This window comes from Levilactobacillus koreensis JCM 16448 (assembly GCF_001435525.1).
In the GTDB taxonomy this organism is placed as follows: domain Bacteria; phylum Bacillota; class Bacilli; order Lactobacillales; family Lactobacillaceae; genus Levilactobacillus; species Levilactobacillus koreensis.
The window spans coordinates 30063-45699 of sequence record NZ_AZDP01000076.1 but is presented as its reverse complement, the minus strand read 5'-3'; the positions used below and the strand labels follow the sequence as shown (position 1 = coordinate 45699).

General features: G+C 51.4%; 14 protein-coding genes. 10 read left to right on the top strand and 4 right to left on the bottom strand.

Going from position 1 to position 15637, the window contains the following annotated elements; genetic code table 11:
• Positions 1-76 precede the first annotated feature (76 nt).
• Positions 77-1018 (bottom strand): nucleoside hydrolase, encoded by a 942-nt coding sequence (locus FC99_RS06615; RefSeq protein WP_048732787.1) that lies wholly within the window; start codon positions 1016-1018, stop codon positions 77-79.
• A gap of 184 nt (positions 1019-1202) precedes the next feature.
• On the opposite strand from FC99_RS06615, the gene FC99_RS06610 reads away from it, so the two are divergent.
• Both FC99_RS06610 and FC99_RS06605 read left to right on the top strand, forming a co-directional pair.
• Positions 1203-1421 carry a hypothetical protein gene (locus FC99_RS06610; RefSeq protein WP_048732785.1) on the top strand — a complete coding sequence of 73 codons (219 nt, stop codon included), beginning with the start codon at positions 1203-1205 and terminating at the stop codon, positions 1419-1421.
• Positions 1422-1531: 110 nt separating this feature from the next.
• On the top strand, positions 1532-2314 hold the full coding sequence (locus tag FC99_RS06605) for an alpha/beta fold hydrolase (RefSeq protein ID WP_048732783.1): 783 nt from the start codon (positions 1532-1534) through the stop codon (positions 2312-2314).
• A gap of 79 nt (positions 2315-2393) precedes the next feature.
• Here FC99_RS06605 and FC99_RS06600 read toward each other — a convergent pair whose 3' ends face one another.
• Entirely contained in the window at positions 2394-3347 is a 954-nt protein-coding gene (locus FC99_RS06600) for a sugar-binding transcriptional regulator (protein ID WP_048732781.1), read from the bottom strand.
• A 946-nt stretch (positions 3348-4293) separates the two neighbouring features.
• On the opposite strand from FC99_RS06600, the gene FC99_RS06595 reads away from it, so the two are divergent.
• The 8 genes from FC99_RS06595 to citG all read left to right on the top strand — a co-directional run bounded on the left by FC99_RS06595 (position 4294) and on the right by citG (position 12705).
• Positions 4294-5436, top strand: a complete 1143-nt coding sequence (locus FC99_RS06595; RefSeq protein WP_048732779.1) for an NAD(P)-dependent malic enzyme — start codon at positions 4294-4296, stop codon at positions 5434-5436.
• 40 nt (positions 5437-5476) lie between these two features.
• Positions 5477-6457, top strand: a complete 981-nt coding sequence (locus FC99_RS06590; RefSeq protein WP_048732777.1) for an AEC family transporter — start codon at positions 5477-5479, stop codon at positions 6455-6457.
• Between the two features lie 457 nt (positions 6458-6914).
• Entirely contained in the window at positions 6915-7985 is a 1071-nt protein-coding gene (citC, locus tag FC99_RS06585; protein WP_048736261.1) for a [citrate (pro-3S)-lyase] ligase, read from the top strand.
• Positions 7975-8268 (top strand): citrate lyase acyl carrier protein, encoded by a 294-nt coding sequence (citD, locus tag FC99_RS06580; protein ID WP_048732774.1) that lies wholly within the window; start codon positions 7975-7977, stop codon positions 8266-8268. Before citC ends, citD begins: the two co-directional genes overlap by 11 nt.
• Entirely contained in the window at positions 8268-9182 is a 915-nt protein-coding gene (gene citE / locus FC99_RS06575; RefSeq protein ID WP_048732773.1) for a citrate (pro-3S)-lyase subunit beta, read from the top strand. Before citD ends, citE begins: the two co-directional genes overlap by 1 nt.
• Positions 9172-10710 (top strand): citrate lyase subunit alpha, encoded by a 1539-nt coding sequence (gene citF / locus FC99_RS06570; RefSeq protein WP_048732771.1) that lies wholly within the window; start codon positions 9172-9174, stop codon positions 10708-10710. Before citE ends, citF begins: the two co-directional genes overlap by 11 nt.
• A gap of 569 nt (positions 10711-11279) precedes the next feature.
• The gene (gene citX / locus FC99_RS06565; protein WP_048732769.1) at positions 11280-11849 is read left to right on the top strand and encodes a citrate lyase holo-[acyl-carrier protein] synthase; all 570 of its coding nucleotides are present in this window, start codon (positions 11280-11282) and stop codon (positions 11847-11849) included.
• Positions 11836-12705, top strand: coding sequence for a triphosphoribosyl-dephospho-CoA synthase CitG (citG, locus tag FC99_RS06560; protein ID WP_056986495.1), 870 nt, complete (start codon positions 11836-11838; stop codon positions 12703-12705). Before citX ends, citG begins: the two co-directional genes overlap by 14 nt.
• 102 nt (positions 12706-12807) lie before the next feature.
• On the opposite strand, the gene FC99_RS06555 is transcribed toward citG, so the two are convergent.
• Together FC99_RS06555 and FC99_RS06550 are read right to left on the bottom strand one after the other, a co-directional pair.
• Complete coding sequence (locus FC99_RS06555; RefSeq protein WP_048732765.1) at positions 12808-13974, bottom strand: MFS transporter; 1167 nt, start codon at positions 13972-13974, stop codon at positions 12808-12810.
• A gap of 66 nt (positions 13975-14040) precedes the next feature.
• Positions 14041-15468, bottom strand: a complete 1428-nt coding sequence (locus FC99_RS06550) for a carboxylesterase family protein (protein WP_048732763.1) — start codon at positions 15466-15468, stop codon at positions 14041-14043.
• Between the last annotated feature and the right edge of the window lie 169 nt (positions 15469-15637).

Here is a 15637-nt window from a genome sequence, read left to right as displayed (position 1 = left end):
ATACTGCATAATGATTTTAATTATTTAGCTGTCTACTTGACAAGGAGCCGCGCCCACCACTCCTTTTCTGATTTATTTAATCATCCGCTAAAATAGCGAGTTCGTCGATTCGTTTAAAGAAGGCGTCGTGGTCGACCGTGGTGACCAGCGTCACGGGACGACCGTCGGAAATCTCGAAAGTCCGGCCGCGACCGGGACCAGTGGTTAAGACGTCACTGGTGACTTCCTTGGTCGTCACGACCTCTGGGGAGTCGCTGGCGACCGTTGCCAGAACGTCCCACAGGAAGTAAGTCGAGTTGGTTTCGAAATGTTGGAGTGCCGGGACCAACGCATAGCCTTGACCAATGAAGTCAATGGCTGGATGCTGCCGCTGTAAGGCCCAGTGTTGACGAATTGCGGGCGTCAATGGCACTTGGCGGGTGCTTTCCAGGCCAACCATTTGAATGGCAATATCGCTGTCCCAGACCGTTTTAACGGCTTGGGGGTCCCAGAAGGCATTCCATTCGGTCGTGCCATCCTGTTCGGGTTCGGCAACGTTGCCGCGACCGTCGAAGGTCCCACCCATCCAGTAGAGTTTGTCGATTTTTTCCGTGATGGTCGGGTCGACTTCCAGTGCTCGTGCTAAGTCCGTTAGCGGACCGGTCATGACCAGCGTCGTCTTACCCGCGGTTTCTTGAACCTTGTCGATCAGGTCAAGGTGGGCGGGTTTCGAGGCGACGGGCGTGTTAATGGTGCCGGCCTCATTTAGAATTGGGAGGGCGTCAAGACTAAAGGCGTCTAACCGCCACTCCTTAGGGAACGGATGGACCCCACGTGAATTGGACGCCGCAACGTTCAATTGTACGCCGTGACCGAACCGGTCGATGATCTTGCGGCTAGCGGCCAGGGCGGGTTCCAAGTAGGAATCAGCACCGACCACGCCGACCCCGGTCAGGGTGACATCTGGCATTTGTAGTAATAACAGTAAGGAAACTAAATCGTCGACGCTACCGTCGTGGTTAAAATAGACATTTCGCATGGCTTTAATCTCTCCTCTTATTACGAACATTATAAAATCAATCCGTTCGATAGTTCTTATATTAACGAACTGACTGCCGGAATGCAAGGGTCGAGTTGACCGATTTTAGCCGGGGTTAAGAAAACTTTCGTATACTGGTTAACAGGTTAATGAGTCATTCATTAATGGAAAGGATGACTAAACAATGAAATCAGTAAAACAAGGATCTAAAAAGTGGCTAGGTGTTTTAGCTGCAGGCATTATTCTCTTTGCCGGTGGTGGTGGAACGGGCTACATGCTCGGGCAACAACAGGCTAAATCGGCACAAGCCACGCAGATGAAAAAGGCGTCAGCCGGCATGGGTGGTCGGCCATCTGGCAAGCCAAGTGGTGCTCCGGGACAAAGTAGCAGTAGTAGTAATTAACGAACATTAAACGGTTTTACCTAAGTTGTTTGGTATCACCTACTACCGGGTTGACCCTCCACGTCAGTTAGCTGTAAACTAAATGACAATTTGAAAAGGGGAGTCGACGGATGCAGTTTAAAACAAATGATGGTGTGACCATAAGTTATGACGATGAAGGGAAGGGCACGCCCATTGTCATTCTGACCGGGATCGGCGGCAGTCGCGTCATCTGGGCAGCTCAGGTGACCTGTCTAGTCGCGGCTGGCTACCGGGTCATCAATATTGACGCCCGTAACCAGGGAGCTTCCGCACACACGATTTATGGTCGGCGAATCACACGGCACGCTATGGACGTGGCCGAGTTGATGGATCAGCTCGGTTTGGGTCAGGTTATTCTATTGGGCAATTCACTGGGGGCCGCCACCTTCTTTGCCTATCTTTCCCTATTTGGCGAGCAGCGGGTCAGGGCCGTTATCGACGTTGACCAGAGCCCGAAAATGGTGGCGGAAGAGGGCTGGTCATATGGGTTTAAGGACCTGACGTGGGCGACCTTCCCGGATTTGTTGATGGCACCGTTAGGAAAATCCACCGCGGGTCCCATCGACGATGCCGTTTACGCGCAGGTCAAGTTGGCTACCGCGGCACACCCATATGATGCGGCGTTAAACGCACCGTTGTTGATCGACCACGCGGCTCAGGATTGGCGCGACGTCTTGCTACATTTACACGCGCCACTCCTAATCGTGGCTGGCCAGGAGTCGCCGTACTTTAACAGCGATTTCGCGGCGGTCAGCGCGGGGATGGCCCACAATGGCACGGCAAAGGTGGTGCCGCATGCCGGCCATGTGGTCATGGCGGAACAACCAGCGGCGTTTAATCAGATCTTATTGGACTTTTTACAGACGGTTTAAGCCAAACGGTGTAATCAAAAAAGGCATCAGGCGATTTTCCCAACCAATGGGAAGTCACCTGATGCCTTTTCGTGTTCACTTAGACTTCTTTAGCTGCCGTCAAAATGCGCTGGGCGATACCTTCGTCAATGACGAGGTCCGTCAACAGGTTTCCCCGCAAGGCGCCGAGTGCGGCGTAGGTCTTAAACTTGCTCTTGATCACGGCAAAGCGCCGGGGCGTTGCCAACACTTCGTCAAGCGAGATGCCGACAACGGTGTCCTTCTCCGGAATCAGGAAGTTTCCCTGAATGTCGTAGGGCCGACCGAACAGCATCCCAGCAATCTGGCTGGTGTCGACGCCAGGGAAAATCTGGGCCTTGGCCATCTTCCACACGGGAATCGAGTCGATCGAGGCAATGGTTCCGATGCCGCAGAATAACATGTCCATGCGCGAGGCAATCGCCATCGTCCGTTGCAGGGCGGGTTCTTGCGGCAATAAATCGTGGACCGCCTGGTTGGTCACGTAGAGGGGCGCTGGCAACGTCACGTAGTCGGCCTCAAAGCGTGAGGCGGCGTGCTCGACCATCCGGGTAGACCCGGCGCGCGAGTTGTATTTCATATTTTCACCAACGAACTGCGTGAAGGTCAGGTCTTCTTGGAGATCTGATTTGAAATGGTCGATGATGGTGTGGACCGTGCTCCCCCAGGCAAGGCCGACCACGTGACTTTCGGTGATCAGTTGTTCGATGCGTTCCGCGGCGTAAGCGACGATGTTGCTGGCGTTTGTGTCGGAATTACCGTCGCCACGCAGAATGGCGACGTGGGGGATGTCGAAAGCCTTTTTAAATTCCGTTTCCAATTGGAAATTTCGCGCAACGGGCGCATTGATCTGAATAGAAACAATGCCGGCTTTGAGCGCCTCATCAAGGTTCTTGGTGATGAGGTAGCGGCTCAGATTATATTTTTTTGCAATATCTGAGATGGGCAGACTACCGTAGTAGTAATCCTGGGCAATCAAAACGAGCAGTTCCTCGTGGGTCAAGTTCTTTTCCATACTGCAGTCCTCCGCTGGGTTTAGGTTTTAAATTAAGAGTTTAGTTGTAAAAATTGTATGGGGCTGGTCCGCACTGCGGTTGTCAGGGTTTCCGCCTGCTGTGGGGACGCTTCAGCCTGGAAAATCACCAGTCTTCTCGCTCGCTTTGAAGCCATGAAGGTCACATGTCTTCAAAGTCGCCCATCGTGGGAGCTTGCAGCTCCCGCGATTACCACGGCTGGCTACATCCCTGACCGCCTCCGGCTCTGATTGGTGTTTGCCATGATGGAAATTGCAACTTGCAGCAAATTTCCGGCAACTGGCTGATAAAAATTCTGACAGTCATTATCTGTGCTGCCATAGAACACTAGCGTCAGCCGAGAGGTCGGCAGATATGGGCTCAGGCGCGTCGTTCTGCTTGGTCGGCGTTCTTGGCCGGCTTAGCAGAAGGCCAACCTTTAAGACTCGGTCTTTTCGAGGCTTAAAGTTGTGCCCGCACCGTTCCAGCCCATATCTGCTGGCCGGTAAGGCGAAAGTAATACCAGGCTGCCAATTGGCAATGTCATATCAAAACCAAGTATACCATTTTACCAATTAACCTGGCGTGCGAGTTCTATCGGTTCAAATGCCCTGGTTTGGGAGGTAAAGGAACTAAGGCGGGTGTTTCGAGCGCCGTGAATCTGGGAGGCAAGCATAATTTAGCTGGACAGTCTGTGAGCTGACCGGCAGTTGACGTCAAAGCCGGTGAAAAGGTGGCTATTATAGAAATAATCTGTAAAATAGGCGATTACATTTAAAATGGGTTGACACTATTTTAACATTTAAAACACTTCTTTTTAAATATATCAAAAAATAAAATAAAAATTTGCAAAATTTAAAACGAGCGAGTAAGATAGGACTTGTTAAAAGTTACACGAACTATTTAGTTACCTACTTAGATATTAGAAAACGGAAAGGAATGAACTTAATGGACAAGGATGAAATTGTTGAGCTCCATGAGGAAAATACGGGGGTACTTGAGATTGGCGCCGAAATGGACGTTAAGAACAAGTCTGACCTCGGCAAGGCTTATACGCCGGGCGTGGCTCAGATCTCTAAGGCCATTGAACATGACCCTGAATTGAAGGACAAGTTGACGATGAGCGGCAAGTTAGTCGCCGTCGTCACCGATGGGTCAGCCGTCTTAGGCTTAGGCAACATTGGCCCTGCTGGTGGGTTACCAGTGGTTGAAGGCAAAGCGCTTCTATATAAAGACTTAGCTGGCGTCAACGCGTTACCACTCGCCGTAAACCAAGTTCCAGTTGACGACTTCGTCAAATCCATCAAGAACTTATCCCTCTCATTTGCCGGGATTCACTTGGAAGATATCGCCGCACCTCGTTGCTTTGAAATCGAAGAAAAGTTGGCCGCACAGTTAGACATTCCCGTCTACCATGACGACCAAGAGGGGACGGCCATCGTCGTTCTCGCCGGGTTGATCAACGCCGCCAAGGTCGTCAACAAGCCATTGAAGGACTTGAAGGTCGTCTTGAACGGTGTCGGGGCTTCTGGTGTTGCCACTGCTAAGTTACTCAACGGTGTTGGCATGACCAACATCACCTTGGTTGATATCGACGGGGTCGTTAAGCCCGATTCAACTAACTACAACCCTTACCAAACCGGTTTGGCTAAACAGATCGGCTTAAACGTGACCGGCGACACCTTAGATGATGTCATTGATGATCAGGACGTCTTCATCGGCTTGTCCGACGCTGACGTGCTCTCTGCCGACCAAGTTAAGCGCATGGCCGCTGACCCAATCATCTTTGCCTTGGCTAACCCGAAGCCTGAAATCAATCCGGTAGTTGCCGCTGATGCCGGTGCTACGGTGATTGCCACGGGTTCTAGTCAATACGCTAACCAAGTCAACAACATCTTAGTCTTCCCTGGATTGTTCAAGGGATTGCTCAGAAGTGGCTTGAAGCGCGTGGACCTCGACATCGAAGCCACCGCTGCTAAAGCCCTTGCTAGTCTCGTTGACCAACCAACGGCCGACCGAATTGTGCCGGGCGTCTTCGACGAGGGTGTTGTCGCAACCGTTACAAAAGCCATCATGGCTGCCGCAAAATAATTTGCGAAAATAATTTGTTGATAAAGGAAGTTTTAGTCTTATGAATGTTTTCTTGACGTCAATTCAGAGTGTCCTGGCAATCGTCCTCATGATTGCTGTGGGGTATTACGGCCAACAAAAAGGTTGGTTCGATGAGAAGTTCTCCGGCTCACTGTCCAAATTAATTATGAAAATTTCATTGCCAGCTTCAATCTTCATGGCAATGATGAAGTTCTTCAACCCAACGAAATTAGCAACGCTGTCAACTGGGGTCATCTACACGATCATTTCCATCTTGGTCGGGTACCTGGTTGCCTGGGCCTTCGTGCGGGTCGTTAAGGTTCCTCGCGGTCGTCGTGGGTTAATGATGACGGCGATCAACGGCGCCAACACCGTGTTCATTGGGATGCCCCTGAACGTTGCGCTGTTTGGCCAGATCTCCGTCCCTTACCTGCTGACGTATTACATCGTCAACACGGTTATTATTTGGACGCTGGGTGTTTGGGTAATTGCTGGGGATGACCCGACAATTGACCGTGACGGTGGCAATAAGGCCAGCTTTGACTGGCATCACTTGATTCCAACGCCACTCTGGGGGTTCATTATCTCCCTGCCATTCATTTACATTCCAGGCTGGGAAAACGGTCTGATGAAATTGACTTTCGCTACCACGGCCTTGACGGACATTGGGGCGCTGGTAACACCGCTATCATTGATCTACATTGGGATTATGTTGAAGCGCTTTGGGATTCTTAACATGCGCTTTGACAGTAACGTCATCTGCACCTTACTTGGCCGATTCGTCGTTTCTCCAATCATCATGGCCCTCATCATCTTTGCCGGCCTGCACGTTGGTGTGCACATGGGCAACGTGTTCCAGCAAACACTGATCATTCAAGCCGCAACGCCATCCCTGGCTGTATTGCCAATCTTAGCTAACACGTACCATGGCGATGTGAAGTTCGCGACGAACATTGTGGTTTCCACATCCGTTCTCTTCATCGTCGTCGTTCCAATCATCATGGTGCTACAGAACCTATAGTCCTTTGATGGCCGTCTTCGGCTGGCGGGGACTCCACCCTGTGAGGGACGCCCGAAGCCTGAGAAGCGGTCTTCGGCCTCGACTTTGAGCCTCCAAGTGCGAGTCTCAAAGCTCGCCCCGTGTTGTAAGCCAGGACAGAACCCTGACTAACAACACCGACACGGGGTTCCGTCTCCGTCAGCCTTCGACTACTGTTGTGGTTGGTGTCGACATGGCTAATTGGTTTCCTCGGTGTGCCTAGTGTGTCTGATGTCGTTGTGGGGAGTCAACGTGAATCGACAATCATTGCGAGTAAGTTTCGCGGATTGTGGAGTTGAATGACTATGTTACAACGGATAGTCACCACCGCTCTTCAATCACTGTCGCCATTCAGCGCAACCTTTAGCCGCAGTGCGGTAAAGTTTAGCAAGTCTAACAGCAATTTTAAAAGAAAAAAGAGGAAGAGGGGTGATTGCCCATCGAACAGGCAGTCCAAACGTTGAACTTAAACGATCCAGCCGTCTTCAAGGAGTGGCAGGAATTTCTCGAGTCGTTAGGTATTTCTAATTTTCAAGCCAACGAACTTCAGCAGATCGACACTACCTTGGGGATGTACAACGAACGCGGGAGTCTAGTGGCGACCGGGTCCGTGGCGGGTAACGTCCTGAAGTACGTCGGCGTGTGCAACAAGTTTTCCACGCAGGGCAGTCACTTCAACTCAATCGTGTCGGCGCTGATGAACCTGTTGGCACAACGTGGGGTCTTTCACCTCTTCGTGTTCACCAAGGTCAAGTACGCGGCCAGCTTTCAACACGTGGGCTTCCACGAGCTGGCGCGCACCGACTTGGGAGTCATTCTGGAAACGGGGGACGCCGGTGTTGGTGATTACGTTCGTCGCGTTGCTCAGGCTGCGGCCGACCGGCACCTGACGTCGGTCAGCAAGGTGGGCGCCATCGTGATGAACGCCAACCCATTTACGCTGGGTCACCGCTACTTGGTCGAACAGGCCGCCCGTGAAAATGAGCTGGTCTACGTCTTCGTGGTCAACGACGATGTGTCGCTGTTCACCACGGCTGAGCGCTTGGCGTTAGTCAAGGCCGGCACCACGGATCTGACCAACGTGGTCGTCGTCAGTGGCGACCAGTACATGGTCAGCTACGTCACGTTCCCCGCGTACTTCTTGCCCACGCAAGACGACGCGATTCGTTATCAGACCACGTTAGACGCCCGGTTATTCCGTGACCAGATTGCCGCCGCCCTCCACATCACCACGCGTTACTTGGGCAGTGAGCCATTCTCGCGGACCACGGGCATCTATAACCAAGTCTTACAAACGGAGCTCCCACCGGCCGTGACCGTTAAAGTCATCGACCGGCAGACCAGTGGCGACAACGTCATCACCGCCACGCAGGTCCGGCGCGCACTTGCGGCTGACGATTTAGCCTCAGTTTGCGACTGGGTCCCCGCCACCACCTATCAATTTATGCAGCAAAACTTAACTCAGTTACAGGCTAGAATTCAGGAAGGAATGAACATTAATGGAAATTAAAAAGACTGCGATTGCCGGAACATTGGAATCCTCCGACATTCAGTTAATGATTTCTCAGGCCGACAGCGGGATCACTATCGACTTACAATCAGACGTTAAAAAGGTTTTTGGCGATCAAATCGAGGCAGTCATCACGACTACGTTGAACAACATGGGCGTCACCGCTGCTAAGGTCAAGGCCGTCGATAAGGGTGCTCTAGACTGTGTCATCAAGGCACGGACCATCGCCGCTGTTCAACGCGCTGCTGAAACGACCGACAAACCAGCATGGGAGGTGCTCTAATGGCTGAGAATGAAGAACGTTTACGCCGGACGATGATGTTCGTTCCTGGGAACAACCCGGCAATGGTCAAGGACGCCGGTATTTACGGTGCCGACTCCATCATGTTTGACTTGGAAGATTCAGTTTCCTTGCCCGAAAAGGATGCCGCTCGTGTCTTAGTTTACGAAGCCTTACAGACGCAAGACTACGGTGACGCTGAAATGGTCGTTCGGGTCAACGGTCAGGACACGCCATTTTACGATAACGACGTGAAGGCTATGGTTAAGGCGGGCATCGATGTTATTCGGTTGCCTAAGGCCGAGTCCGCCGAAATGGTACAAAAGTTGGATGCCGACATCGCCGCAGCCGAAAAGGAATTCGGCCGTGAAGCCGGTTCAACGCACCTGATGGCTGCCATTGAAAGCGCCAAGGGTGTCTTGCAGGCAGCCAACATTGCCGCTGCTTCCGACCGGATGATTGGGATCGCCTTGTCCGCTGAAGACTATACGACGGACATGAAGACCCACCGTTACCCTGATGGCCGCGAACTTGAATTTGCTCGGAACATGGTCCTCCATGCCGCTCGGGCTGCTGGTGTGGCCGCCTTCGATACGGTCTTCACCAACATGGATGACACGGAAGGCTTCTACCGCGAAACGGAATACATTCACCAACTCGGTTTCGATGGCAAGTCCTTGGTTAACCCCCGTCAGATTCCAATGGTCAACAAGGTCTACGAACCAACGGAAGCCGAAATCAAGAACGCTCGTAACGTGATCAATGCTATTCAGGAAGCCAAGTTAAAGGGCTCCGGGGTTATCTCCATGAACGGCCAAATGGTCGATCGGCCAGTTGTCTTGCGGGCACAGCGGGTCATGAAGTTAGCTAAAGCGTCCCACTTAGTTGATGAGGAGGGTAATTATCTTGAAAAGTAAAGTAAATCGCGAGTTACCAGATGATTTAATGAATAAGCTTGACTACAAGCCATTTGAAACGACCGAAATCGGCCATCCCGAAATTCAACGGGTAGCGCCGAAGGTCCACGTCTCGACGGGGGACGACAAGATTGTCGACTCCATCAAGCAAGTCGTTGCCGACACCGTTAAAGACGGCATGACGATCTCCTTTCACCACCACTTCCGTAACGGGGACTTCGTCTTCAACCAAGTGATGCGGGTCATCATCGACGCCGGCATTAAGAACTTAACGTTAGCCCCATCCTCATTGACTGGTGTGATGAACGACATGGTCATTGAAGCCATCAAGGCTGGGACCATCACCAACATCACCAGTTCTGGGATGCGTGGTTCTCTCGGGGACTTCGTTTCACATGGTGGTTTAAAGAACCCCGTTATTTTCCGGTCACACGGAAACCGGGCCCGGGCCATCGAACACGGCGACATCAAGATCGACGTGGCCTTCTTGGGTGTGCCAAGTGCTGACCGCTTAGGAAACGCCAACGGGATGGAAGGTAACGCGGTCTTCGGTTCACTGGGTTACGCCCTGATGGACGCCCAATACGCTGACCAAGTTGTCTTACTGACCGACAACATCGTCGACTACCCGAACACGCCAGCTTCCATTAAGCAAACGCAAGTTGACTACGTGGTCAAGGTCGACAAGGTTGGGGACCCCGACAAGATCGGTTCCGGTGCCACTCGGTTCACCAAGGACCCTAAGGAACTGAAGATTGCGTCCATGGTTAACGACGTCATCACTCATTCTCCGTACTTCAAGGATGGCTTCTCATTCCAGACTGGTTCCGGTGGTGCTGCATTGGCCGTGACCCGTTACCTGCGTCAATCCATGATCGACAACCAGATCAAGGCGTCATTTGCCTTAGGCGGAATCACGAAGCCAACGACCGACCTGTTAAATGAAGGCCTGGTCAAGAAGGTTATGGACGTTCAAGACTTCGACAAGGGTGCCGCAGATTCGATGCATACCAACGGCAACCAACAAGAAATCGATGCGTCCTGGTATGCCGATCCTGACAACAAGGGAGCCATGGTCGACCAGTTGGACGTGGTTATCTTGAGTGCCCTGGAAATCGACACCAAGTTTAACGTCAACGTCATGACCGGTTCTGATGGTGTCATCCGGGGGGCCATTGGGGGTCACCAAGATGCCGCTACCGGGAAATTGACTATCATCTCCGCACCGTTAGTTCGGGGCCGAATCGCAACCGTTGTGCCTGACGTGACGACCGTTGTCACCCCAGGGGACTCCGTCGATGTCTTGGTCACTGAATTCGGGATTGCCATCAACCCTAAGCGGACCGATTTGATCGCCGCTTTGAGCAACATTCCTGGCTTGCCAGTCTACAAGATCGAAGACCTCCAGAAGATGGCCGAAAAGCGCGTTGGAACGCCAAAGCCATTGGAATACACTGACCGCACCGTTGCCATGATCGAATACCGCGACGGCACTGTGATCGACACGGTTAAGGAAGTTAAGGACTAGGATTAGTTCTGAATAGTCGCACTGCGGTTGCTAGGGATTCCGCCTGCTGTGGGGAACACCTCCAGCCTGAGAAGCGGGCTTCCGGCTCGCCTCAAAGCCACGGAAACCGCGTGTCTCCGAGGTCGTCCCACGATGTAAGTCGGGAAAATACCCCGACAAACATCGTCGACACGGCTGGCTGCATCCCTGGCCGCCTCCGGCTTAGATTGATTTCTAATGCTATAGGCGTTAAAATCCAAACAGTCGTTGACGATGCCGCGCGGATGATCAGTGTAACGGCTAGTCTCGCCCGCGTTGCCATGGAGTGACTGTGTAAGCCGAAAGGTCGGCAGATATGGGCTCAGGCGCGTCGTTCTACTTAGTTGGTGTTTCTTGCCGGCTTAGTAGAAAACCAATCTTTAAGACTCGTGTTCTTCGAGGCTTAAAGTTGTGTTCGCACCGTTCCAGCCCATATCTGCCGGCCGGTAAGGCGACTATATTTACCATGTAAATGAGAATAGCCATTGCGGCTGGCGACTTGGCTAGCTACAATGGCTATTGTTGTAAAGAATGACGAGGAGGAGTTTGTGATGACGACATCTATTTTTGAAACGGGAACGCCGTTGGACATTGCCGGGGTGCTGGCGAACAAGGATCGGCGGGCGGCCTTTCAGCGTGAAGCGCTGCGGGCCGACCCCCACCAGACGTTGTTGGCAATCAAATTAAACATTCCCGGACCAATTAAAAATAATGCGGCCATCACGCAACTCTTTAAGCGCGGTGTGCACGAGTTTCGGGCGGCTTTAGCGGCCAACGGAATTGCCGTGGAACAGCTGGCTAGCTGGGGAACCGTTGCCGGTAACGAGCTATTTTTACGGACGACGACTGCCGCTGCGACCGTGAAACAACTCGCTGCAACGTTTGAGGACACGACCGACCTTGGCCGTATCTTTGACGTCGACGTGCTGGACGGGACGGGCCATTCTTGGTCACGGACCGAGTTAGGCGCGGAAGCTCGGCGGTGCTTTATTTGCAATCGGCCGGCCAAGGAGTGCGCACGGTCTCGCCGTCACAGTGTTGCCGACCTACAGGCTTATATTGATGACATGTATCACAAGACGTTTGACCCAGAGGAGGGCATGACTCGTGACGACCACTAAACCAACTGAAACGTTAGCGACGGATGCGTTGCGGGCACTACTCTACGAAGTGTCGGTCACACCAAAACCCGGCCTGGTGGACCCGGCCTCACAGGGGCCTCACCCGGACATGACGGTGTTTACCTTCATCGACAGTGCATTGAGCCTCCAACCGTACTTCACCCAGTGTGTGGCGGTGGGAACGGCGTTTACCGGGAGTGACCTGACCGACTTATTTAGCCGGATTCGGCCATTCGGGGTGGCTGCTGAACACGCGATGCGCGCGGCAACCAATGCCGTGAATACGCACAAGGGCGCCATTTTCTCACTGGGAATTCTGGTCACGGCCAGTGCGTACGCGGCGCAAGTCGGCTTGGAACTGCGGCCAACGGTCAAGGAAATGTTGCAGGGGCTGACGACGCACGATTTTGACGGCCTCGCCGATAAACCCAGTGACCAGCTGACTGCTGGGGAAAAACTCTACCTGCGTGACGGCATTACCGGGATTCGTGGTGAGGCCGAGGCCGGGTATCCGACCGTCTTTGACATGGCGCTACCGGCGTTACGTCAGAGCACGGGAACGCTCAACCAGCGGCTGCTGGATACGCTACTGACCATTGTGGCTAACTCCACGGATACCAACCTGGTCAAACGGGCCGGGAGCGCAGACATCGTGCCATGGGCGCACCAGCAGGCGCAGGACTATCTGACAGTTGGCGGGAGTAAGACCGCGGCGGGCTGGGCCAAATTGGTCGAGCTGAACCGGGTGTTTGAGCGTGATAATCTCAGCCTCGGTGGATCGGCTGACTTATTGATCCTAACGGCGTTCCTTGGCCTCCGCGAAGGGATCATCGAAAATGACAGCTTTAGTCTATAGGGTCACTGCAGGTTATCAGTGATAATTGAAATTCAACATTTTTGATTGTAAAGTGAAGCCCCCAAGGTTGGACGTAAAATCCAACCTTGGGAGCTTTTAATTTCAATTGAATTGGACGGCAGCATTAAGTTTACGCCGATTGCCAAAATAGAGAATTGCGGTCAAAGGAATAATGAGCAACATCACGGGATAGAAGAATTTGAGCGGAAGAATCGTTGGCAGAATGCCGCCAATGATGGGGCCAAGTGACATCCCAATATCGCTTCCTAAGTAATAGGTTGCGTTGGCCAGTCCCTGTTCTTCGATGGGCGCTAACAAGAGGGAAGTCGATTGGGACACGGAAACCATGACCCCAAAACCGACTGCCATTAATCCAGCTGCCAAGATCATCTCAAAGTTATTTTGCATGATTGTTAATAGGGTGATATAGCCGATTGTTGCAATGATACAGATGGAAAACCAGATGCCGTATGAAATGGTATCGAAATAATTTTTTAATAGAATCCGAATAACAATCAAGACAAGTGAATAGCATAGAAAGAAAAGACTGACGGTAATAGTCAAATGACGTTCCTGAACGTACATGACAATATCGGCTTGGGTCACGAAGTAGGGGATAGACAATAGCGAAAAGATGACCGCTACGGGTAAGGCATCACGTTGGATAATCTTAAAGTGCTGGTCTTTTAATTTGGCTGAATATTTTGCATGGTTATCGATTAATTGGATAACGATAACCATGGCCACGGCACTCAAGGCTGCCAGGATGATGATGAATTTGTAGCCTAGAAGTTGATAGATGCTGATGGCTAGGGCCGGAGAAATCGCCATTGCCAGGGCGTTTAGCAACCCGTAGTACCCCATCGCTGCGCCGAGATGTTGACGGGGAACTAAAAAGGCCATCCAGGTCGCTAGGCAAACGGTACATAGGACGAAGCCTAAACCATTGATGATTCTAAAGGCTAATAGCCAAGGGACATTAGCCGCAAAAATGTAGCCAAAATCACTAACCGCACACAAACTCCCACCGATTAGGGCTAAACGATATTTGGAAACGCGATCGGTTAAATTGCCGGCAAAGGGTCTTAATAACATTGAGGTGATACTCATAATGCCCACAATGATACCGGCAAAAGCACTGTTGATCCCTAAGTTGCGGGCGTAGCCATTCATTAGGGGGTTAACTGCTTGAATGCTAAATTGATAAAAAAAGGTCGCTAACATGACGCAAACAATATCTTTTGAAAAAAACGAGAACTTTTCTGCCAAAACTTTTTCTTCTCCTTTGCGCCAAATAAAAAAGGCGGTTAACCACCTTTTTATTGAACGATTATTTTAGGGACGATCAATGCCTTTAAATAGCTGTAGCACGGTCTTAGCATGCTCGACACCGTTGTAAGGCCTCTGACCGATATCTTTGATAACTAACTGGTCGGCTTTCACTGGTGACCATAACTTTTCATGTTGACCAGTCGCAAAGTTAATCAGCGTCTGACTAATAAAGCCATCGCGTTCGAGTTGTTCTTGACTGGCATGAGGCGCAGCTTGACCGACAATACCGTACATGTCGGTGCCATGATAAGCGGGGGAACCTTCAGCGGGACCAACACTCAGTTGGTAAACGCGGCCACCGGCTTGAGCATGATCATGTGCCTCTCGAATAGCCGGTAAGGTGAAGTTATAATCCGTAAAGAAGCGAGTCCGGACATTGAGGGGTGACTCCTTGCCAGCGCCACAATGTACAGCGATGGCCTCTGCTTGTTTGCGTGGAATGTGGCAATCATAAACCATTTCGTCAATGACGGCTTCGATGTTTTTGGGATCAATGTTATCTGGCATGTTAGCGGCATACCAGCTTGCTTCGGCCGTGGTTGAAGTGATGATCAGGTCGACATCTTTATGTTCGCCGCTTTTAATAACGTCGGCGGGATGAGCTTTCAAAATGCCATTTGGTAAAAACTCATCGTCAACAATTCCAATTGAAAGTGTATTTAAATTGCCGCGTTTCAAAACGTCAGTTGGCAGGACTTGATTAACGGCCTTCATTAGTGAGTCGGTATCGACGGTTAATAACTGATCTGGTGAAGTGAGGGCTAGTGTCTTCAAGACCTTGTCGGCTAATTCTTCGGCCCACCAAGCGGGGATATAACGTGCGGCATAGCCGGAGAAGGCTGCTAATCTGTTATATAATCCGTCAGCTTCAGGTACGGCTAGGAGCGTTAACAGTGAGAATGAACCGGCGCTGTGACCGGTAAGCGTCACTTGGTCGGCGTCACCACCAAAGTCCCCGATGTATTGGTGAATCCATTTTAAGGCCAGGACGATGTCTTGGAGGCCAAGGTTGCTGGCGTCTTTGAATTTTCCGCCATATTGAGATAGTTCAAGCCAACCCAGTGGTCCTAAGCGGTAGTTAATGGAAACGCCAATGACCTTGCCGCTAGCGACTAAGCCGGATAGGTCCGACGTGTCTTGAGAATTGGCGCCATAAGTCCAGCCACCACCGTGGATATAGACAACGACTGGCAGTTTTTCTTGTACGTTATCTGGTGCCCAGATATTAAGATTTAGGCAGTCTTCGCTTTCACCTTTGTCGGAATTTAAAAAAGCAGGATCGGTTAATTGCAATGAGGCTGGCCCGCTTTGGCTGTAGTCATGGTTGGCCTCAAACGGGACAAGCTGAGCCTTTTGGAAACGGCTAGCAGTGCCATAAGGGACGCCGAGCCATTCTCGAACGTGATTAAATTTTTTGTTAGGATGTGACATTTCAGAATCCTTCTTCCCTGTTGTCTAATTAATTTAGTCTTTGTTCAGTTTAAGCTGTACCGTAACGTTACAGTCAAGTGAAATTTTGAAGGCGATTAGGCTAAATTGAGTCTCGCACAATGTACTGATAATGGCAACATACAAAAGGCCTCACCAGCAATTTTAGCTG